The organism is Companilactobacillus alimentarius DSM 20249 (assembly GCF_002849895.1).
Classification (GTDB): Bacteria; Bacillota; Bacilli; order Lactobacillales; family Lactobacillaceae; genus Companilactobacillus; species Companilactobacillus alimentarius.
Window position 1 is genome coordinate 719,538 of the sequence record NZ_CP018867.1, and the last position, 22,574, is coordinate 742,111.

Below are 22,574 nucleotides of genomic sequence, written 5' to 3' on the forward strand. Positions count from 1 at the left end.
AATACCGTACTTCCAGTTAATCATATTATGGTTCATAACTTATATTAATTTATATCTTAAAAATAGTACCTATTAACCGTTTGCTTTAATAAAGCTAATGGTTAATAGGTACTTCTTATTGAAATAAATTTAGTTTTTTCTTATGAAATCTCGATACCAATAGAAACTCTTCTTAGGAATTCTAGCTAGATCCTTTTGATCATCATCATTTCGATTTATATAAACAAAGCCATAACGTTTCTTATAACCATTTAGCCAACTCAATAAATCAGTAAACGACCAAGCACAATAACCTAAAATATCTACTCCGTCAGTTAACGCACGCTGCATTTCGATAATATGAGTTTGTAAATAATCAATTCGATATTGGTCATTAATAACGCCATTTGCTTCCAATTTATCCTGCGCACCTAACCCATTTTCAGTAACCATGATTGGCAACTGATATTTTTCGTAAACTCGACGTAAAGTAATTCGAAATCCTATTGGATCAATTTCCCATCCCCACTGGGTTTTATCTAAATATGGATTTTGAACACTATCAAACATCGGTGTTTCTGGAGTTTGTGCCTGTGCATCTTTAGGTTGCATCAAGTAGGGATCCGTTTTAGAAATTTTTTTTTCATGTTGATTCCCCTTATCGGGATGTTCTATTTGGTTTTGCTGGAAAGTCCCTCCATGATAATAGTTAATTCCTAGAAAATCAGGTTTAGCTGACTTCAATAATTTTGTATCCTCAAATGTTACTGTTGGTGCTACCCCCAAATTCTTTAAATGATTCATAACTAAAGTCGGATATTTTCCTCGACAATAAACATCCAACCACCAGTTGTTATTAAAATCATCGGCATTATCAGCAGCTAAGACGTCTTTAGGATCGGCTGTAATTGGATAAGCTGGACCATAACCAAAGCTTGGTCCAATTTGATCGTTTGGAACCATTTGATGAAATAAATTGATGGCCTCAGCATTTGCTAAATTAACAATATGATTAGCCGCATACATTCGCTTAATATCCGTCACGTTAGGTGGATGTGATGCCCAACGATATCCCATTGCCGTAAAAACATTTTGTTCATTGAATGTTACCCAATAACGTACTCTACTACCATATGCTTCAAAAACAGCTCGACAATATTTTTTAAAAGCTTCAATCACTTCGCGTGATTCCCAGCCATGATATTTATCTTGTGAAGCTTGTGGTATATCCCAATGATACAAGGTAATGATTGGTTCAATTTTATTTTTCCTCAGTTCATCAATCAGATTACTGTAAAACTCTATTCCAGCTTGATTGACCTCTCCATCACCATCAGGAATAATTCTCGACCAAGAAATGGAAAAGCGATATGCTTTTAATCCCATTTTAGCCATTAAATCAACGTCTTCTTTATACCGATGATAATGATCAACAGCCACATCACCATTTGTTCCATGAAAAGTTTTCCCTGGAATCTTAGAAAATGTATCCCAAATTGAGGGACCCTTACCATCCTCATTCCAAGCGCCTTCAATCTGATAAGCAGCCGAGGCCGCTCCCCAGAGAAAATTTTTAGGAAACTTTTTTAGTTTTTGATAATACATAAATTTAAGCTCCCTTTACTGACGTATCGGTAATTGAATCGTTAGCATCATCTTTACTTGATTCTTCTGCCTGTTCAGTCTTTAATTCTTGACGATCAAGTACTCTAAAGAACGGATAATAAGCGGCAACGGCTATGATTAATTCTATTAATTGCCAAACGGCGGCACGCCAATCACCACCAGTCATTAAGAAGCCACTGATAATCGTTGGTGTTGTCCAAGGTACTTGTGCAACGATCATACTGATAACGCCAAACTTCATTAGATAATAAGTAATGAATTCCAAAACCATTGGTGTAACGATGAATGGAACCATCAAGGTAGGATTTAAAACAACTGGTAAACCAAACATAATAGGTTCACTAATATTGAATACTGAAGGCATAATACCTAAATTACGCATTGCCTTGTAGCGTTTACTCTTGGCTGTAAACATACAAAGAACTAACCCTAAAATAGCTCCAGTACCACCGATGGTTAATCCGAAATTCAAAAATCCATCAGCTGCAATATGTACTGGTGCATGACCTTTAGAAACAGCATTGATATTAGCTGTTAAAAAGCTTAGAAAGACTGGTGTGTAAATACTTCCGATAACGTTGGTACCATGAACACCAACGACCCAAAGTGCCACAACCAAGAAGATAGCTAATTCAATTCCCCAGATGCTATCCAAACCAACAACAAGTGGTGAGAAAATCAATTGAATAACGGAATTGATGTTAATATGCAATACAACTCTTATGAGCCAAACTATGAAAAGTGCAATTGAGCCAGGGATCAAAGAAGAAAATGACTTAGCAACTGCAGGTGGAACGGAATCTGGTAACTCAATGGTCCAATTACGAGCAACACAGAAACGAATAATTTCACTAGAAATAATACAAACAACAATCGCAGTAAAAATACCGCCAGATCCAAGATCAGCTGGATCAATTGTCAATTTATCATTTAACATAGCTAACAAAAATGCAACCGTGGGAATAACTGTTCCTGTCATAGTATCAAGTTTATTAGCCTTAGCTGATTGATAGCTGATCCCCATAGCAACAATCAAAGCTAAAATACCAAAAGTAACAGTAACTGCCGCATTCAAATAACCCGAAATTGGTTTAATAAAATCGGCCCACCAAGTAAATGGTAAGTTAGCGACAATCATAAAAATACTACCAAAAATTGTGAATGGAATGGTGATAATCATCCCATCACGAAGTACTACCATATACTTCAGATTTCCAAATTTTGCTAAAGCTGGCAAAAATCTATTTTGAAATCCAGAAATAATGTTTTTCATAAATACCCCTCCAATTAGTTAGTTTTTATATTAAAAGAACTAGCTAAAATGTAACCGCTTTCTGATGAAACGTCAAGCCCTTTTCTGCACTCAATTATTAATATGTTCGAAAAAAATACTAACTATGTTATGAATCACACAGTTAGTACTGAATTTTTACATATCTTAATTAGTAAGCGGCATGATTCTCCTCTTGAAATTTAATTCTGCCGTTGGTAAATCTAATATTTTTCGTGTAATCAATGCACAACCCCCTAATAAGTTGTCATTATCGGCATTATCAGCCAATTCTAAATCAAGCGGATGTGACATAATTTGATTTAATTGTTGTTTAACCTCAACTAGAATATCTGGAATTGCTCGTAAGATTTTCGAACTTAAGACGACCTTCTCTGGATCAAATAAAAGCAAAATATTTTGTAAAATTATAGTTAAACTTTTTTGAAAGTTTTTTAAAATATTCATGGCTTCCTCATCACCCAAATCATACCAACGAAGAATGTCGGCTACTACAACTCTTTTGTTCTTCAATTTCTCTAATTGATTAAGAACTGCCTGATCCGACCCTACTTCCTCTAAAGAGATGGGAAGATTGTTTCCAAGTCCAAGGAATTTAGCTTGGCCAATTTCCCCTGCTTCACTATTGAAGCCACTATACAATTCTCCATCAATAATCAAACCAACCCCGACCCTGTCAGTCAGGCTCAATGCAGCAGCACTTTTTATTGTTCGACTGGAGAAATCTCTAATAGCTAGAGCAGCTAAATTAGATTCATTTTCTATCAGAACAGGTACATTAAAACGGCTTTGCAAAATTTGAACCAAGTCATAATTTGCCAAATCATGATTTAAAGCATTAACCACTCGATTATTCTTTACAACACCACCGATAGCTACAGATATTCCTGATAAATTATTATCCAATTTAAGCAATTTGATTGCTTGATACAAGGCCAATAATTGTTGTGAGGCTTCTTTACCTTCAATAGGAAATTCTTGTCGATCAATTATACTGCCATCTAACCAATTAGACATACAACTAATCGTTGTACTATTAATCTTAGCATTAATCGTATAACCTGCTTGGGCATTAAAATTAGTCAAGATTGGTTTACGACCACCACTACGAGTACTATTTCCTTGACCAATGTCATAGACCAGATTATCGTTAGATAATTGCGTAAAAATATTATAAACTGTTGACTTAGTTAATCCTAGATTTTTTGCTACATCAGCTCTAGAGGTTGGTGTCTGATTAAAGACCTCTCTTAAAACATTTAACTCATTAATTCTTCTGATCGTTAATCGATTCATACTCGCCACCCCTTAATTATCAATAAGAATTATAATATTTTCATTTTAATAATTCTATACACTTACAATAATACTACACATGTATAGACCAACTGATAAATAAACTCACTTATACCGAAAATGATTATAAAAGCCATCAATTTTCATTCAAAAATTGACGGCTTTTATTCACTAATCAGCTTTCTTTACACCACAAATTCAGCCTTATTATTAATCAGTTTTGCGCTCTCTATCAATTCACTATCATGTAAATAGACATTTATATCACCAGTAATACCCTTTGTTTCAACAGAGATTTTATCTCCTTTACGTTTGGCAATAATCTGAGCCACATCTTGACCATGAATATCAACTACCTTAGTTGAGACAATTCCTTCTTGCAATTGATACAAATGAATATCAACATCCTTTGTATAATTATAGGATGCATGAGCTGCTTTTTCATTACGGACAATAATACTATTTTCACGCACTAATACAGGTAGACTTAATTTATCAAATTTTTGATTGACCCATTTACCCGATTCTGGAGCTTGATAAACTTGATTATCTAAAATACTTGTCCACGTACCGCCTGGTAAATAAAAATGAGCCTTACCTTGATCATTAAAGATTGGTGCCACTAAAATTTGCGAGCCAAACATATATTGAGTCCCATTGTCATAGACATTAGGATCATCTGCAAATTCCATAAACATTGGCCTCATTAAAGGATTCCCAAAATGAGCACTATGAGAAGCTTGCGTATAGAGATACGGCATCAGTGACAACTTTAAGTCTACATAACGTTTAGTATTCTTGACAGCTTCTTCATCAAAGTTCCATGGAACTCGATATACATTACTGCCGTGATAGCGACTATGCGATGACAGAAGTCCAAATTGTGTCCAACGCTTGTAAAGATCTGCTGTTGGTCGATCATCCCCATCTTCAAAGCCACCGATATCATGGCTCCAAAAACCAAAACCTGATAATAAGAATGATAATCCCCCACGTAAAGTATCACGCATAGAACTATAATTCGATAAACAATCCCCACCCCAATGAACTGGGTATGATTGTGATCCAGTAGTGGCAGAACGAGCAAAGACAACGGCTTCCTCTTTACCTTTAATTTCCTCAATAGCTTCATAAACTGCTTGATTATATTGTAATGTGTAATAATTATGTTCTTGTTGTGGATTGGAACCATCAAAGAATTTCACATCATCAACTGGAATTCTTTCACCAAAATCGGTTTTGAAACAGTCGACACCCATTTTCAACAAATCTTTCAATTTATCTTGATACCACTTCTTAGCATCAGGATTGGTAAAATCGACGAAACCATTACCAGCTTGCCAAAGATCCCATTGCCAAACGTCACCATTTTGTCGCTTGATTAAATAGCCCTTATCTTTTGCTTCTTTGAATAAGAGTGATTTTTGTGCAATATAAGGATTTAACCAAACACAAACTTTGATACCTCGGTCATGTATTTTCCTTAACAAACCTTCTGGATCAGGAAATTGTTCTTTATCCCAATTTAAAGTACACCATTCAAACCCTTTTTGCCAAAAACAATCGAAATGGAAAACATCCAATGGAATGTGACGTTCTTTCATACCATCAATAAATTTCAAAACAGTTTCTTCACTATAGTCAGTTGTAAAAGACGTACTCAACCATAGACCAAACGACCAAGCTGGTGGTAGATTAATCTTCCCAGTCAATTGCGTATAACGGTGTAAAACCTCTTGAGTTGTTGGTCCATAAATAACGTAATACTGAAGCGATTGTCCTTCAGTACTAAATTGAACTCGATCAACATTTTCAGAACCAACTTCAAATGAAACTTTCTGTGGCTCATCGACAAAGACCCCATAGCCACGACTACTGATATAAAATGGAATATTTTTATATGCTTGTTCGCTTCCAGTACCGCCATCTTGGTTCCAAGTATCGATCGATTGACCATTTTTAACAAAATTGCCAAATCGTTCACCTAAACCATAAATTTTTTCGTCAATGTCCATCGACAATTGCTCACGCATATAACTCTTCTTAGTCTCACGATCATAAATTACACCTTGAGCTTTCAAGGGTGACTCTGTAACTAATTTTTTATCCGATAAAAATTTCAAACTAAAGTCTTGTTTCAAAGGTAACTCAAGTCGCAAATCTCCACTTTGTAGTGATGCAACACACTTATCTACATCAACTTTGACACTTGGCTTTAAATCATTAATTTTAAATCTTGGTCCATGATCATCACTATCAAAATGTTCGAGTTTGACGCCAATAACATTTTCAACTGGTGAAGTAATCGTTAAGGTCGTTGCTCCCAGATTCAACTGATCCCCACGACTTTCAACCTTTTTAAATGGAGCAAAGGCTTTTAAAGTGTTATCGACTTTCTTAGCTTCATAAATCTCCATTGGTGAATCAATATTAAATTCCTCACGATTCATCCAATACCCATTAGTAAACTTCACTAATTGCACCTTCCTTATTGAGATTTTAGTTAGTTCTTTTAACGAACTAACTAAGTTAACGCTTACATTATAAACATGATTTACTACTTAATTCAATTACTTTCCTACTTTTATTTACAAAACAATTTATTTCTTAAAGTATAAAAATAACCGTAATTGTATTCAACTACGGTTATTGCTTTTATAAAATTGTTCGTTGATTGGATCTTTTAGTAACTCTTTTTATTTGCCACCAATATGCAATAATCCCAAATAAAATCCAGACTACTAGAATTGGTACGTCTTTCCAAAACAAGGCTAATTGGTTCATTCGAAGCGCATCAATCGTATGCCTATATGGGAAAAAACCACCAATAAAACGCAACCAAGTAGGATATTTCTCAAAAGAAATCAAGGTACCAGAAACCAAATATCCTACAGCACTAATTATATTAGAAAAGAAATACGGTTCGGACATCCCCATTGAAAGGACAAACGATACAATACCCAAAATCACTCCTGATACAACTGCCATAAAGGACAGCATAAACAATAATCTCAAAGAAATATTTCTGTTAATCAGCCATAACAATAATCCATTAATTATGACCATTGTTTCTGCTACTACACTAGAGATCAAAATTTTACTTCCCCAATAAGCCATTGAAAATGGGCGGCTGATCATTACTTCCAAAATGATACTTCTATTAATATCCCCAACTAGTAAATTATTAATACTGCCAAGTGCTAAAAGTGGTCCTGATATTAATACTGAACTAGTCGCAACTTTCCAATCAATTTGACCGGTCTCACTATTCGTCACAGCCACAAGCAGCAACATATTCAAAATTGGAATAATTAAAAAGTAAACTAGAATGACTCGCCAATTACGAATATAGGATAAAGTTGATAATTGTGTCTTAATCATAATTCGCCTAGCCTCCCCGTCTTTTTGGATAAACGCAATATACGAGAAGCTATTGACCACGCAACACCGATCCAGATACTGGTACTAACAATCATCGCTAAAATATCTTCAAAGGTTAATTGTTCTGTCAAAATTCTAACGGGACCACTAATAGGAATTATCCATCTTGTTACTTTTACTAAACCAGACAATTTTTCTGGGAATCCAAAGACTCCTGACATCAAAACTATCGGTATATTAATTAATTGTTCATAAATAATGGCATCGCTACTTAAGACAAAACAAATAGCAATTGTTAAACTCATTGCCGTAGAACTAATAAATAATAAACTTCCACCAGTAATAATTTGAAGCCAATCAAATTGTATTTCCACTCTTAATATTAATGCTAAGAGATAGCTCAGTGGGAAAGCTAAGAAGCCAAATACCGTCGCCGGCAATACTAAAACAGCCAAAGCAATTCGTTCATCTACTTGCTGATTCAAAACCATATCTAAGGTTTGTTGGTACTTTTGAAAAGAAATAGCTCCTGCAGCTGTAGTGGCGGAAGACCACATCCCTACAATTGCCGCTTTAATCCAAATTTGTTCATCAACTTGACCTTGTGAATAATCAACGAGATAAAGCGTTAAAAACATTGAAACGGTACTCGTTAATAGTAACCAGAAAAAATATTGATTTTTAGCATACAGTTTTGTTTGAAACCAGACCATCATAAGAAAGCTTCTCATTGTTCTCGCCTCAATTCTGGAGCGAAAGCAAGATACGATTCCTCAAGTGTCGCTGGACGATCAATGTGATGTACTGATGATTTAGCAATAATTTCTGACACAGTACCAGTTTCTTTGACTTTACCATCACCAATAAGAATAATCTTATCGGATAAAGCTTCTACTTCACTCATAATATGACTTGTCAATAAAATGGCAACACCAGTATTTTTAACTAACTTTTGCAAAACTCCATGAATCTCTTTTGCTATCTCAACATCTAAGCCATTAGTTGGTTCATCTAACAATAATAATGACGGACTGCCTAACAAGGCTCGGGCAATATGTAATCGTTGATACATCCCCCGAGAAAATGTCCATACTTGTTTATTAGCAACGTTTTGTAAATCTACCAGTTTTAAAACACGTTGAATTTCACTTCTTTGTTGACGCCACTTTATCTTATTCAAATTAGCAAAGAAGACCAAATTATCATAAGCACTAGCACGACCATAAAAACCTAATTCACCACCAAAAACTACTCCAATTCCAGAATGGTCAAAATGTTTTGACTTCCAGATATCATGTCCATTGATTTTTACTTGTCCAGAACTTGGGTTTAAGAAGCCTCCTACCATTGATACTGTTGTAGTTTTTCCAGCACCATTGGGACCAATCAAGGCAACAATCTCACCTTGATGGATTTTTAAACTTACATCTTTAACTGCTGCAAATTTTTTTCCATGATTGTCAAACGTCTTTTGGAGATGTTTAACTGTTAATATTTCTTTTTTCACCTAATCACTCTCTTTAATTAAAATCTGAGTTTTCGATGTCTCCAATCATTGCTTTATTATTTTTAGTCATAATTCATACTTCCTTTTTATAAATTATCTGTATTATAGCATTTTTATTAATTTATATTTAATATGATTTGATTATTGCTAATTTATTTATTGAATTGAACCTAAAAAGACCAGTGTGACAACTATACTAATAGTTAACCACGCTGATCTTTTCTTAATATTTAATATAATTTCTTAAAATAATTTTCTAAAAACTTAGAGATCCCATCATTAATATTAGTCTCAGTTATATAATTGGCTGCTTGTTTTACTTCTGGTTGAGCATTACCCATTGCAACTGAATACTTAGCTTCTTTCATCATACCCAAATCATTCATCCCATCGCCAAAAACGAATGTGTGATTTCTATCAATTTCATTTTCCAATTGAATTTGCTTAATTGCTGTCCCTTTGTCAGTCTTCAAGGGAATCATTTCAATATTGCTGGGTCCAGATGAAGACAAGTGTAACAATTTACTATCGCTTAATTGCTGTCGTACTTGATTCAATTCGGCCATATTTCCTCGACTCAAAACGACGCCATTAGTGATTTGAGGAGAAATTTTTTGTAAATCATTCAAACTCTTAATTTCTCTATATCCAAAAGCCTCATCAAAATTACCAGCGTTTTGAGCAATAAAATGAGGGATTTTTTCTGTAAAATAAGCTATTTTGGGTGTAAATAACATCATCGGTAACTTATTAATCTGAGTAACTCTATATGCCAAATCAACTGCCTTAGATCCTAAATATTTAACTTCTTGTCCACCGACGCCATCAAAAACAGCTCCATTGGAAGTAACCAGTCCAACGTCATGATTGAGACGATCTTGAGTAATTTTAGCGAGTTCATACATTCTACCTGTTGCAATATAGAATTTCACATCGTATCTTTGCAAATATTCAATCGTTGCTTTAGTTCTAACTGAAACTTTCTTATGGTCACCTGATAGAAGTGTTCCATCAAGATCGGTGAAAACTAAATATTTTGACATTATTATCTTCCTCGCATTATATAAATAATTACATAATACATTGTAGCAAATTATTGGAACCGTTTACTTAGATTCTGCAAGATAATCGATTTTTGCTTGATTTACTAAAGTATCCAATTTTAAATCCTTTCTATTGATAACCTGACCAAAAGATGTCCAATCTCTATATAATTGAGAATCATCACTTACTTCAAGTATCAGCCAGTAATTATCCAGCTTAGCGAGATGAAAGGCTGTCAATTCGCCTTTTGTTTGTCGTAATAGTAAATCGATTTGTGAATCTTCAACCTTCAATTTCGTCATTCGAATGCTATAAGGATTTTTGCCAACAATTTCTAAATTTTTTGGACTCGATAAAAGGATTGGTTCTAATTCAAATAGTTCTTTCTTTTTAATAATCTTTTGTGCTAATTTGCCATATCGTTTAAATTGCGACGAATCAGCATGAATTCGATAACTCTTTTTATTCAAATATAGTTCAAAAACATAGTTAACTGCCCCAACTTCATCACTGTGAGTTGCATACATTAATAGTGTTCCCGGTTCATTTTTGTGTGAAACTGTAAAATTATTTTCTCCTTCTTCAACAAATGCTTGACGATCTTTTGGTTCAATCACTAATTTATACATTCGAAAAATCAATCCATCAGTCATTTTTTACCTCGGGTAATGATTTGATAAATTTGGCTGGAACACCACCAACGACACAATTATCTGGAACATCTTTAACTACAACTGCCCCAGCACCAATAATGACGTTATTTCCTATATGAACACCACCAATGATCGTGACATTTCCGCCGATCCAAACATCACTACCAACAGAAATGGGTTCAGTATAAGTAATCAAGTAGTGACTACCATCTTCTCTGATACCAAATCTTTTAGTAGCATCCTCGGAATGTTCACCACAATAAAATTTTGTATCTGGAGCAACAATTACTCGATCTCCTAATGTAATTTTATTGGAATCTTGAAAATAGCAGTTTCCATTAATAAATACATCATCGCCAAAACTGATATGCTTCCCATAAACAGCTCCAAATTTTCCGTTGATTGTTAACCTTTGACCCACTTTTGCAAACAATTCATGCATTGCCTGTTGTCGCTTTTCTTGGTCATTTTCAGTATTTATTTCATGAACCAATTCTTTACCGTTAGTAATCATTGATTGCAATTCTAGATCACGATAATCATAATCCTGACCGGCTAATAATTTCTCATGTTCTGTCATCATCAAAAATTTCCTCCTAATATTTTAAATCTCGTAATTTCTTTGCTGGTGATCCAACGTAGACACTATTTGATTCCACATCTTTTGTTACTAATGAGCAAGCACCTACAATAGAATTCTCACCAATCGTCACTCCAGGTAAGACTGTTACATTAGCTCCTAGCCAAACATTTTGTTGAAGATGTATGCTCTTGGTAATTAACTGTTGTCGCTTCTGTGGATTTTCAGCATGATTGACTGTAATCAAACTAACGCGTGGACCAATTTTAACATTACGATCAATCCAAATTCCGCCTAGATCCATAAAGAAACAATCTTTATTAATAAAAACATTCTCCTTAACAAAAGTTTGGCAACCGACGTCAGCATTAAAAGGTGCTTTAATATCAGTTGATTCTGGAACTTGATAGCCAAACAATTTACTAAATAAAGCTCTTCGCTCTATAACGGTGTGAGATTTTTGATTAATCTGGTCAATTATTAAAGTATTCTTCTCAACAATATTATCAATGGTAACTAATTCCTCACTAGAAAGGTCTAAGACTCCACCTTGACGAGCTTTCTTTAAAACTATCTCTTTTTCTGCCACATTTTCACACTCTTTTTCTTGTTCTTATCTTTAGAGTAAGCGTAAAAATCTCTAACGTCTAATACCTATCTTGTATCATGACAAATTCATATATTGCATAACAAAAAAATCCCAAAAGCTTTTCTCAACTTTTAGGATAATTTTTAAACTGTTAATTCAATTTGATTACCTTCGGGATCACAAACGACACTCTCATAATAGCCGTCACCAGTAACCCTGGGACCACTTAAATGCTTATATCCTGCATCAGAGATTTTCTTACTTAACTCATCAACCTTTTCTTTAGAACCCAAAGACATGGCAATATGCATGTAGCCCAAAGGATAGCCATCAAGCTGGTGCTTATTCAGATCCTCTCTAGTACAAATTTCCAATCTTGTCCCATCTGGAAAAGACATAAAACGTGATGAAAATGTCGTCACAGGATTATGATATTTTTCAGAAGCCTTTGCCTCAAAGAATTCTTCATAAAATTCAACAGTTTTTTCTAGATCCTTAACAAATAACCCAACATGCTCAATTTTCATTACTTACCCCTCTATTCAAATCTACGGTACTTATATTTATTAGTATAGACAACCTTTTGCCCTTTACCTAAAACGATATCGCCAAATCCTAAGTGATGAACAGCATCTGGTAAAGTTTGCATTTCCATTGCTAAGGAGCTGTACTCATGTTTTTCAGTTTTTTCAGTGTCCTTTGGATCTGCTGTAAAAATAACCATCCCATTACGATCCGTATATAAATCAACTGCTCGTTTATCAGATTTAATGGTTGCTGCACGATTATCAACTACAAAGGCATCATCGTATTCATACTTATTTAATAATGCTAATTCATCCAAGCCTTGACCAATAGTTTTAGCTTTTTTGAAGTCATAAGGTCCGTCAGTCGCTAAGAAATCCCCCGTTGGAATTTTTCCATCGTCAACTTTCAAAAAGCTATTAGCATTAATTTGTAATTTCTGCTGACGAATATTTTCATCATCAACATCAAAATAAACATGACACGTTGGATTAAATAAAGTATCGTGATCGGTTTCAGCACTATAGATAATCGATACTTCATTGTCATCATTCAAAATATACTCTACGTTAACTTTCAATGTGCCCAAAAAGCCATCTTCGCCATGAACTGTATGACTCAATAAAACAGCATTTTCAGCAACTTTCTTTGATTCAAAATTTTGATATTGCAATCCATGACTACCACCATGAAGTAAATTCTCACCTTCATTTTGTTCCATTTGATAATCAACACCATTTATTTGAAAACTAGCGTCCTTGATTCGTCCAGCTACACGACCAATTGTTTTACCAACTTGATAAGGCGTCTTAATATAATCGTCCAAATTATCAAAATGCTCAATCAATGAATGTTTTTTACCGTCCTCAATTACTTCAAAGTTTTGCCAAGTTGCAGCATAACTTAAAACACTAATACTTGTTTGATTCTTATTACTAATTTTATAGAGGTAAACCGGTTCGGAATCAATTTCCCCAAAAATTGTCTTTGAAACTGCCATATTTTTACCTACTTTACCTTTTATTTAGTCCATTGCCTTTTTTATATTAGCCAAAGTTACTTGTGATGTATCAGTGAAATTGATATCTGCCTCATTTAATATTTTAGGATCACCGATTCCAACTGATGTTTCATGAGCACCGTTAATGGATTTAACTCCTGAAACAGCATCTTCTAAGCCAATACATTCTTCTGGCTTTAAATTCAAAATCTCAGCTCCACGGCGATAAATCTCAGGATCTGGCTTACCATGCGTCAACGTATCAGGATCTACTCTTTCATTGAAATATTTGGCTAAATCCAATGCTTCAAGAACCTTGGGTGAGTTTTTAGACGATGAAGCTAGAGAAATCAAATAATGATGTGCATCAAGATCCTGAATAAATTCCTTCATACCAGCAAGAATGTCATCATCAGTTAATCCCTTCAAAAGATTCAAGTAATTATCATTTTTTTTAGTCGCATATTTTACTTTTTCGTCTTCAGTGTAATCGTTTTCTTTGCCACCAGATTTAAGAATCAAATTCAATGAATCCATCCGACCAACACCTTTAAGCTGGTTAGCTAGGTCATCGGTCCAAGTGACACCTAATTCGTCCGCCAATTGATGCCAAGCTTGAGCATGATAAACTGACGTGTTAGCAATCACGCCATCTAAATCAAATATAAATCCTTTAATCTGTTCAAATTTAACCATATTAAACTCCTTTTGATAAAAAGATGCCTGAAAAGTTTTCAGACACCTCAAATTTTACAATTATTTAAGCATTAGTGGTTTGTCATAAACCTTAATTTGAAGTGGATCACCAGATACCAATTTAAACTCTGGTCCATCTTCCTTGACTGATATTTCGATGACACGACCTCTAAACACCTGTCTAAACGAATAGCTATTCCATTTCTTTGGCAAAAATGGTTTATAACTCAAAGTGCCATCGTCATGAACACGCATTCCAGCAAAGCCTTGAACCATCGCAAGCCAGCCACCTGTCATTGAAGTTATGTGCAATCCATCTGCAGTGTCATTATTATAATTGTCTAAGTCCAGTCTAGCGGTTCTCTCATATAAAGCAACCGCTTTCTCTTCATAATGTAAATCAGCCGCCAAAACAGAGTGGATTGCAGGAGAGAGACTTGATTCATGGACCGTTAATGGTTCATAGAAGTCAAAGTTACGCTTCTTCTCCCTTTCTGAAAAGTCATCAATAAAGTCCCAGATTCCTTGAAGAACATCGCCTTGCTTGATGTATGGAGAACGTAAAATCTTATCCCATGACCAATGTTGATTAATAGGCAATTGATCCTTAGGGATGGAACTAACTGGCTCAATATCCTTGTCTAAGAAACCATCATGTTGCACGAAAATACCTAAATCTTCATCATATGGCAAGTACATTTTATCGACAATGTCTTGCCAATTAGACATTTCGTCTTTTGAGACATCCAATTTCTTAAATTGATCAGATGTTACTTCACCAAGAATTTCTAATGTATATTTCAAGGTCCAGCGGGCCAAGAAATTAGTATACCAATTATTATCAACGTTATTCTCATATTCATCCGGTCCTGTAACGCCATGAATCATATATTTGCCGTTACGTTTACTGTAATGAACTCGATCAGCCCAGAAGCGTGACATTTCTGTCAGCATCTTACTACCTTCATTAAGTACAAATGATTTATCACCGGTATAACGCGTGTAGTTATAAATAGCAAAGGCTATATCGCCGTTACGGTGAATCTCTTCAAAAGTGATCTCCCATTCATTATGGCATTCAATTCCATTGAACGTCACCATTGGATAGAGCGCTCCTTTTAAGCCTTGTCTTTGAGCATTGATATAAGCACCTTTTAGTTGGTTATAACGATACATTAGTAAGTTACGAGAAACTTCGGGTTGAGATACTCCTAAATATACCGGAATACAGAATGCCTCAGTATCCCAATAAGTTGCTCCACCATATTTTTCGCCAGTAAAGCCTTTAGGTCCAATATTCAATCGAGAATCTTCACCAGAATATGTTGTGAATAATCCAAAGAGATTGAAACGCATCCCTTGTTGGGCATCAGTGTCACCATCGATTTTAATATCCGATTGATTCCAACGATTTTCCCAAACATTTTCATGGGCTCTTAACAAGTCATCATATGAGACTCTAGCAATTTTTGCTGCGATTCCTTCTTGGGCATCTCTAATATCATCGACTGACTCATAATCACGTGAAGTAACAACTACAACACGCTTTTCAATTGTACCCACATCATTAGGATTCAAATTAGCCTCAAAAGTTTTACTAGTCTCCATTTTATCAATCTTAGAATCAATTTCTTTAAGATCAGTAACATAACCAACTTGCATTCCAGACGTAAATCTTGGTGTACCAAAATCATTTGGCTTAGTTTCAGCAATAATACTATTGTCAGTAATCTCTAAAACCTGCCAGAAATGTTCATCATAATTAGCATCCTCATTTTTAACATCCGCATCTAAAGCCGATATAACTTTAATTTCGATTGATTGATCACTCAAGTTTTCGAAGCTAACTCTTTGAACAGACAGTTCCTTTGAAGCCACACTGAGGAATCTTTCGAATTGAAATTTAACTTTTTGACCATCTTTATCAACCACAAACGAACGACTCAAAGTAGCATGTTTCATATCAAGATCTAGTGTAAAATCACTAATCTTATCTTTATATAAATCAAGCTTTGAACCATTGATCAAAAAATTCATCTTGATAAAATTGACTGCGTTAATGACTTTTCCAAAGTATTCTGGATAGCCATTCTTCCACCAACCAACTCGAGTCTTATCCGGGTACCAGATACCTGCTAAATAAGTTCCAGGAAGACTATCACCTGAATAATCTTCTTCAAAATTACCACGCATCCCCATATATCCATTACCTAAACTAGTGATGCTTTCTTGTAATCGTTTATTTTCCTTGTCTAATTTGTGTGTGACCACATTCCAAGGATCCACTTCAAATATTCTCTTCATAATCAAAACCACCATACATATAAATTTATCTACTAATTAATCTTTTCCATTACAGTTACTGCATATGGTTGCAAAGTCATATTCTTACTAATTTTCAAAGTATTATCATTCGTCAACTTTGTTCTCCATACATTCTGAACTACTTTTCTAGGCAATGTGACAGTCCGTTTACCATCACTTAAATTACTAATAACTAAATATTCTTGTTCAGAATTCTTTCTCAAATAAGCAAAAACATTAGGATCATTATCCAAAATCAGTTCAAAGTCTCCATCAGTAAAGGCTGATTCATTCTTTCGTAAAGCAATCAATTTCTTATAAAAATTCAATATTGAATGAGAATCTTGCAATTCTTTTTCCACATTGATCTTTTTATAATTATCATTAATTGCTAACCAAGGATCTCCTTTTGAAAACCCAGCGTTAATCTCAGAACTCCACTGCATCGGTGTCCTAGCGTTATCTCGTGACCAGTGTGACATAATTTTCATAGCTTCTTTCGGATCATGACCTTGCTTGATAATTTCCTCAAAACGCTTTTTAGTGTTCAGTCCATCCATCTGCTCTGGCTTAGTAAAAGGATAATTGGTCATTCCTAATTCTTGGCCTTGATAAACAAATGGGGTTCCACATAACAACATATAAGTTGCCGCAATAGCTTTAGCCGACTGAGCAGTCTCATTACCTAAAACGGTATTAATTCGAGGATTATCGTGATTTTCCACGTATAAAGCATTCCAACCACCATCTGCCAAATCTCTTTGCCATCTAGCCAATACTTTTTTAAAACCTAAAGGATCAATCCTCTGCTCACCTAATTGACCTTCTTGAACGTTTTGCTCTAGTTCGAAAATCATATTAATATAGCCATCACGTTTAGGGTCAGTCCAGTTAATAGCCTTACGGCTAGTAACACCACTGGCTTCACCAACCGTCATTACTGAATATTCATTAAAGATATCTCGTAATTCAGACATATATTTGTCGATTCCTTTAACATTCATAAACGGTGCCCAAGGATTGTCTTTAATTTTAAAATCCCAAGGTTCCTTTTGAATATGACTAATAGCGTCCATTCGAAAACCATCGATTTCTAAATCAAGCCACCAACGAATCATTTTATAAATAGCCTTACGAACTTTAGGATTCTTCCAATTCAAATCAGGTTGTTCCGCAGCAAAAACATGGAAATATGCCTGACCAGATTTCTTATCATAAGTCCATGCAGAATGACCCGAAAAACTCTTCCAATCATTTGGCATTTTATCTGGACTTGCATCCGCCCAAAGATAATAATCACGATAAGGATTATTTTTCCCCTTTTTGGATTCAATAAACCAAGGGTGTTGATCAGATGTATGGTTCACTACTAGATCCAAAATAACCTTTATTCCAATTTTATGTGCTTTTTGAAGTAGCTCTTTAAACTCATTCAAATCACCAAACTCTGGCTCAATACTTTCGTAATCCGAAATGTCATAGCCATTATCGACATTAGGAGATTTATAAATTGGATTAATCCAAATAAAATCGATACCTAAATCCTTTAAATAAGGTAATTTTTCAATGATTCCACGAATGTCGCCTATTCCATCACCATTAGAATCTTTAAAACTACGTGGATAAACTTGATATCCTACCGCATTTTTCCACCAAGTTTTACTAGTCATATTATTCCTCCACTTTTACGGCAAATGATTCCCAAGGCTGCAACTCAAGATTAGAAACATCCGTTATAGCATGATCATAATTTTGAATAATCATAGATCCAGGTTTAATATCTGGTAATTGCAAACGATGAATGTCATTAGAAAAATTATTGACGATCAACCACTTTTCACTCTGATAAATTCTTTCAAAGACAAAAATATCAGGTTCTGTCTCCAAAAGTTTAAAGTCTCCCCAAATCATAATGGGATTATCTTTTCGTAATTGGATTAATTTCTTATATGTATAAAAAATCGAATTACTATCATTCAAAGCGTCCTGAACATTAATAGATTTATAATTAGGATTTACTTCTAACCATGGTGTTCCAGTCGTAAATCCAGCTTGTGCGCTCTCATTCCATTGAATTGGTGTTCTAGCATTGTCACGACCCTTAGTATTGATTGATTTAATGATATCTGCTTTTTTATATCCTTTAGCGATTCTTTCACGATACATATTACGGCTTTCAATATCAGAAATTTCGGAGAAATCTTTAATCGGTTTATTGGTCATCCCAATTTCTTCACCTTGATAAATATAAGGAGTTCCCTTCATCATATGGAGTAAAATGGCTAACATTTTAGCGCTTGGAACACGATATTCTTGATCATTTCCCCATCGAGAAACTATTCTTGGTAAATCATGATTATTCCAGAATAAAGAATTCCAACCTTCATCGCCAAGCTCTGTTTGCCACTTGGCTAAAACCTTTTTCAACTTACCAATATCTAATGGTTGTAAATCCCATTTCTCCTTACCGGGCTGTTGGTCCAATCCACTATGCTCAAATTGAAATACCATAGACAACTCATGACGTTCGGGACTCGAATAAAGTTTGGCTATTTCAGGAGTTGCACCCCAAGTCTCACCAACTGTTAACATATCTTTGCCACCAAAAGTAGCTTGGTTCATTTCTTGTAAATACTCATGAAGTTTAGGACCATTTCCAGTAATCATTTTGTCAGGTTGTTTCCCAATCAAATCAATTACATCCATCCGGAATCCTCCGATTCCCTTATCAATCCAGAAGTTCATCATTTTATAGACCGCTTGACGAACTTTTTCATTTTCCCAATTCAAGTCAGGTTGTTTCTTACTGAAAAGATGTAAATAATATTGACCCGTTTTCTCATCAAATTGCCAAGCTGATCCACTAAATGACGATTCCAACTTGTTCGGCACTCCGCCGTCTTTAGGATCGCGCCAGATATAAAAATCACGATATGGGTTATCCTTGCTTTTCTTAGATTCAATGAACCACTTGTGTTCATCAGAAGTGTGGTTAACAACGAGGTCCATAACGATACGAATATTTCTCTTTTTAGCTTCAGAAATCAACTCGTCCATATCGTTCATAGTACCGAATTCCTTCATAATATTTTGATAATCAGAAATATCATAACCATTATCATCATTGGGTGAACGATAGACTGGTGAGAGCCAGATAGCCCCAATCCCTAAATTCTGTAAATAATCTAGTCTACTAATAATTCCTTGTAGATCACCAATTCCATCACCGTTTGAATCTTTAAAGCTACGTGGATAAACTTGATATACTGTTGTTTCTTGCCACCAATGTTTTTGCAAATTTAGCACCCCTTGTCTAGTCTTTAACTAATGCGAATCCTTTAGGACTAATAGTTAATTCATGATTATTTGTTATTGTTAAATTACTTAAAATGACACTTTGATTAATTTTTACATTTTGATCCTTAATTCCTGAATTTAATATGATCTTCACGATCTTTTTATCATCTTTACGACTAAGAATTAATAGACCATCATCTTGAACTCTTTCCCAAACCATCTTACCTTCAGAAAGCACCTCTTGATTGTTTCTTCTGAATCTGATTAATTGTTTGAAAAAGTCATATAGTTGTAAATCTTGTTTCGATTTATCCCAAACCATACACTTACGACACCCTGGATCATTACCGCCATCCATACCTATCTCGTCGCCATAGTAAACACATGGAACACCTGGCTGAAGATAAGTGAATGCTAGAACTTGTTTCATTAGATCCTTATCATCATTGGTTTCCGTTAACAATCTAGCTGTATCATGGGAATCTAAGACATTGAATTGAATCTGATCAGTCTGATCCCGATAAAGCATTAATTGATTATTGATATCAGATACCATCTTGTCTATAGGTATCTCTTGCTTAATTAAGTATTTTGAAATCGAATCTGTATATGCATAATTCATTACTGCACTAAATTGGTCTCCTTGTAGCCAACCTTGAGATGAATGCCAAACTTCTCCCAAAATGTAAAAATCTTTTTTAACGCTATCACAAGTTTTCTTAAAATCACGCCAAAATTCATGATCGATTTCATTAGCCACATCTAAGCGCCAAGCATCTATATCGAATTCTTTAATCCAATATTTTGCAATTCCTAATAAATATTTCTTAACTTCAGGGTTAGCAGTATTTAATTTAGGCATATGCGGCGTAAATCCAAATGTATCGTAAGTGATATTCTCAGCTTGATCAAAACCTGTATCCTGATAAGTTATCGGGAACTTATTGATATGAAACCAGTCAGCATACTTAGAGTCACGACCGTTTTCAAGTACATCTTGCCATTGAGGCGAATTATCCCCCATGTGATTAAAGACGGCATCCAGCATGACTCTGATGCCACGCTTATGACATTCATTTATTAATTTCTTAAAGGTTTCTTTATCACCAAAAGCTGGATCTATTTCCATATAATCAATTGTGTCGTATTTGTGATTAGATTTAGCTTTGAAAATAGGACAGAAATAGATTTCATTGATACCTAAGTCAGTCAGATAATCCAAATGATCAATTACACCTTGCAAATCACCGCCAAAAAAGTCAGTTTGACTAGGGTCCTTCGATCCCCAATTTAATGTGTTTTCTGGATCATTAGTTTTGTCTCCATTGGCGAATCGTTCAGGAAAAATTTGATACCAAACAGTTTTCTTAACCCACTCTGGTGCTTTAAAACGATCAATTTCATGAAAATATGGCATTCTGAAATAATTATCAGCACTATCCAAAACATTCTTTTCAAATGAAAATATACCGTGATCACCATAAAAAATAGTTATTCCATCATTTCCAGTAATCTTGAAGGCATATGAAATTCGTTTAAACGGTTCAGTTAATTCAATTGTCCAAAAATCATACAAGTCAGTCGTTAAATAGCGTTCCATTGAACTGGTTTTTTCTTGCCAATGTTGTGTATCCAATGTATACGGATCACCATGTATTAGATCAACCCTTTTAACATCACCACGCGCAGTTCTCAATCTAATATGCATTAAATTATCCTTATAAAGATAAGCAAACTCACTATCGGGACGATGATAAATTGCTGGCGTATTCATTAAAATAACCTCTTACTTTTCAAAAATTTGAATAAAAAAAGCTCTGCATCAAATAAATTCAAGACATTCACGTATTGAGTAAATTTTATGCAGAGCCAGATAAACTATACGAATTTAGTAATTCAAGTTTCTAGAATCAAGGTTCCAAGCTTAATTACTTAACAGCACCTGATGTGACACCTTCGACATAGTACTTCTGCATATAAATGAAGAGTAATGTAATTGGAATCGCAATCAGAACACATCCTGCGGTAAATGTCATAAACAAAGAATTAGCAGTTGTCTTTGTCATCATTGAATATAGACCAATGGCAACGGTGTAATTCTTAACGTCATCACCCATGATGATTTTAGCAAAAATGAAGTCCATCCATGGACCCATGAATGCTGTCAATGCTGTATAAACAATAATGGGTTTAGATAATGGTAATGTGATCTTTGTAAAGATCTGCCACTTATTAGCACCATCGATCATAGCTGATTCATCCAGAGCCATCGGAATTGTATCAAAGAACCCCTTAGCAACATAGAATGTTAAAGCTGCACCTGCAGAATAAACAAGGATCAAGGCCAACAGACTACCAGCTAGATTTAAACTAGATTTAAAGCTTTAAGTACGTAGTAAATAGCAATCATACTCATGAAAGCTGGGAACATGTTTAAAACTAAAGCAACCTTTAAAAATGGTTTACGCAATTTAAATCTTAAACGAGATAAGGCGTACGACATCGAAATGGTTATAAAGGTTGATAAAACACAAGTACATACAGAAACGATTAATGTGTTTGTAAACCACCGAACAAATGGATAACTTCCTGAAGAATCGGCTATCAATTTTACATAATTATTAAAAGTAAAATGCTTTGGAATGATGTATGGAACAAAGGCTCCACCCTCAGCTCTAAAACTATTCAATACAATCCATACGATTGGAAATAGCCAGACAATAGCCATGACCGTTAGGATGGTATAAACAATAGCCTTGGTACGTTTCTTTTGTGCTTTGTAATTGATTTCTTTTTTCTTTGCCAT

General features: G+C 34.7%; 18 protein-coding genes and 1 pseudogene. All 19 read right to left on the minus strand.

What is annotated here, in order from left to right:
• Positions 1-129 precede the first annotated feature (129 nt).
• Positions 130-1,584, minus strand: a complete 1,455-nt coding sequence (locus LA20249_RS03500; protein WP_057740347.1) for a glycoside hydrolase family 1 protein — start codon at positions 1,582-1,584, stop codon at positions 130-132.
• Positions 1,585-1,588: 4 nt separating this feature from the next.
• Complete coding sequence (locus tag LA20249_RS03505; RefSeq protein ID WP_057740345.1) at positions 1,589-2,878, minus strand: PTS sugar transporter subunit IIC; 1,290 nt, start codon at positions 2,876-2,878, stop codon at positions 1,589-1,591.
• A 165-nt stretch (positions 2,879-3,043) separates the two neighbouring features.
• The gene (locus tag LA20249_RS03510; protein WP_057740343.1) at positions 3,044-4,192 is read right to left on the minus strand and encodes an ROK family protein; all 1,149 of its coding nucleotides are present in this window, start codon (positions 4,190-4,192) and stop codon (positions 3,044-3,046) included.
• A 185-nt stretch (positions 4,193-4,377) separates the two neighbouring features.
• On the minus strand, positions 4,378-6,666 hold the full coding sequence (yicI, locus tag LA20249_RS03515) for an alpha-xylosidase (RefSeq protein WP_057740340.1): 2,289 nt from the start codon (positions 6,664-6,666) through the stop codon (positions 4,378-4,380).
• Positions 6,667-6,847: 181 nt separating this feature from the next.
• The gene (locus LA20249_RS03520; protein WP_057740337.1) at positions 6,848-7,573 is read right to left on the minus strand and encodes a hypothetical protein; all 726 of its coding nucleotides are present in this window, start codon (positions 7,571-7,573) and stop codon (positions 6,848-6,850) included.
• Entirely contained in the window at positions 7,570-8,304 is a 735-nt protein-coding gene (locus tag LA20249_RS03525) for a hypothetical protein (protein WP_057740335.1), read from the minus strand. The genes LA20249_RS03520 and LA20249_RS03525 overlap by 4 nt, the downstream gene beginning before the upstream one ends.
• Positions 8,301-9,080 carry an ABC transporter ATP-binding protein gene (locus LA20249_RS03530; protein ID WP_057740334.1) on the minus strand — a complete coding sequence of 260 codons (780 nt, stop codon included), beginning with the start codon at positions 9,078-9,080 and terminating at the stop codon, positions 8,301-8,303. The genes LA20249_RS03525 and LA20249_RS03530 overlap by 4 nt, the downstream gene beginning before the upstream one ends.
• 230 nt (positions 9,081-9,310) lie before the next feature.
• Positions 9,311-10,123 (minus strand): HAD family hydrolase, encoded by an 813-nt coding sequence (locus tag LA20249_RS03535; RefSeq protein ID WP_057740331.1) that lies wholly within the window; start codon positions 10,121-10,123, stop codon positions 9,311-9,313.
• 63 nt (positions 10,124-10,186) lie between these two features.
• On the minus strand, positions 10,187-10,777 hold the full coding sequence (locus tag LA20249_RS03540) for a putative quinol monooxygenase (protein WP_057740329.1): 591 nt from the start codon (positions 10,775-10,777) through the stop codon (positions 10,187-10,189).
• Complete coding sequence (locus LA20249_RS03545) at positions 10,770-11,360, minus strand: sugar O-acetyltransferase (protein ID WP_186809196.1); 591 nt, start codon at positions 11,358-11,360, stop codon at positions 10,770-10,772. Before LA20249_RS03545 ends, LA20249_RS03540 begins: the two co-directional genes overlap by 8 nt.
• 13 nt (positions 11,361-11,373) lie before the next feature.
• Entirely contained in the window at positions 11,374-11,946 is a 573-nt protein-coding gene (locus tag LA20249_RS03550) for an LbetaH domain-containing protein (RefSeq protein WP_235806798.1), read from the minus strand.
• A gap of 143 nt (positions 11,947-12,089) precedes the next feature.
• Complete coding sequence (locus LA20249_RS03555) at positions 12,090-12,473, minus strand: VOC family protein (RefSeq protein WP_057740323.1); 384 nt, start codon at positions 12,471-12,473, stop codon at positions 12,090-12,092.
• A gap of 11 nt (positions 12,474-12,484) precedes the next feature.
• Positions 12,485-13,471, minus strand: a complete 987-nt coding sequence (locus tag LA20249_RS03560; RefSeq protein WP_057740321.1) for an aldose epimerase family protein — start codon at positions 13,469-13,471, stop codon at positions 12,485-12,487.
• A gap of 24 nt (positions 13,472-13,495) precedes the next feature.
• Positions 13,496-14,167, minus strand: coding sequence for a beta-phosphoglucomutase (pgmB, locus tag LA20249_RS03565; protein WP_057740317.1), 672 nt, complete (start codon positions 14,165-14,167; stop codon positions 13,496-13,498).
• 60 nt (positions 14,168-14,227) lie between these two features.
• Positions 14,228-16,471 (minus strand): glycoside hydrolase family 65 protein, encoded by a 2,244-nt coding sequence (locus tag LA20249_RS03570; protein ID WP_057740314.1) that lies wholly within the window; start codon positions 16,469-16,471, stop codon positions 14,228-14,230.
• Positions 16,472-16,503: 32 nt separating this feature from the next.
• Positions 16,504-18,141 (minus strand): glycoside hydrolase family 13 protein, encoded by a 1,638-nt coding sequence (locus LA20249_RS03575; RefSeq protein WP_057740311.1) that lies wholly within the window; start codon positions 18,139-18,141, stop codon positions 16,504-16,506.
• Position 18,142: 1 nt separating this feature from the next.
• Positions 18,143-19,768: a glycoside hydrolase family 13 protein gene (locus LA20249_RS03580; RefSeq protein WP_057740308.1), complete on the minus strand. Its 1,626-nt coding sequence runs from the start codon at positions 19,766-19,768 to the stop codon at positions 18,143-18,145.
• Positions 19,769-19,784: 16 nt separating this feature from the next.
• Positions 19,785-21,542: a glycoside hydrolase family 13 protein gene (locus LA20249_RS03585; protein WP_057740306.1), complete on the minus strand. Its 1,758-nt coding sequence runs from the start codon at positions 21,540-21,542 to the stop codon at positions 19,785-19,787.
• A 154-nt stretch (positions 21,543-21,696) separates the two neighbouring features.
• Positions 21,697-22,574: pseudogene (locus tag LA20249_RS03590) on the minus strand (sugar ABC transporter permease).

What these genes read in the sequence shown, in the direction of transcription:
- LA20249_RS03500 (WP_057740347.1), bottom strand. Translation starts at nt 1,584, where the DNA reads ATGTATTATCAAAAACTAAAAAAGTTTCCTAAAAATTTTCTCTGGGGA.
- LA20249_RS03555 (WP_057740323.1), bottom strand. Translation starts at nt 12,473, where the DNA reads ATGAAAATTGAGCATGTTGGGTTATTTGTTAAGGATCTAGAAAAAACT.
- LA20249_RS03545 (WP_186809196.1), bottom strand. Translation starts at nt 11,360, where the DNA reads ATGATGACAGAACATGAGAAATTATTAGCCGGTCAGGATTATGATTAT.
- LA20249_RS03540 (WP_057740329.1), bottom strand. Translation starts at nt 10,777, where the DNA reads ATGACTGATGGATTGATTTTTCGAATGTATAAATTAGTGATTGAACCA.
- LA20249_RS03520 (WP_057740337.1), bottom strand. Translation starts at nt 7,573, where the DNA reads ATGATTAAGACACAATTATCAACTTTATCCTATATTCGTAATTGGCGA.
- LA20249_RS03510 (WP_057740343.1), bottom strand. Translation starts at nt 4,192, where the DNA reads ATGAATCGATTAACGATCAGAAGAATTAATGAGTTAAATGTTTTAAGA.
- LA20249_RS03505 (WP_057740345.1), bottom strand. Translation starts at nt 2,878, where the DNA reads ATGAAAAACATTATTTCTGGATTTCAAAATAGATTTTTGCCAGCTTTA.
- LA20249_RS03560 (WP_057740321.1), bottom strand. Translation starts at nt 13,471, where the DNA reads ATGGCAGTTTCAAAGACAATTTTTGGGGAAATTGATTCCGAACCGGTT.
- LA20249_RS03575 (WP_057740311.1), bottom strand. Translation starts at nt 18,141, where the DNA reads ATGACTAGTAAAACTTGGTGGAAAAATGCGGTAGGATATCAAGTTTAT.
- LA20249_RS03535 (WP_057740331.1), bottom strand. Translation starts at nt 10,123, where the DNA reads ATGTCAAAATATTTAGTTTTCACCGATCTTGATGGAACACTTCTATCA.
- LA20249_RS03525 (WP_057740335.1), bottom strand. Translation starts at nt 8,304, where the DNA reads ATGAGAAGCTTTCTTATGATGGTCTGGTTTCAAACAAAACTGTATGCT.
- LA20249_RS03570 (WP_057740314.1), bottom strand. Translation starts at nt 16,471, where the DNA reads ATGAAGAGAATATTTGAAGTGGATCCTTGGAATGTGGTCACACACAAA.
- pgmB (WP_057740317.1), bottom strand. Translation starts at nt 14,167, where the DNA reads ATGGTTAAATTTGAACAGATTAAAGGATTTATATTTGATTTAGATGGC.
- LA20249_RS03585 (WP_057740306.1), bottom strand. Translation starts at nt 21,542, where the DNA reads ATGAATACGCCAGCAATTTATCATCGTCCCGATAGTGAGTTTGCTTAT.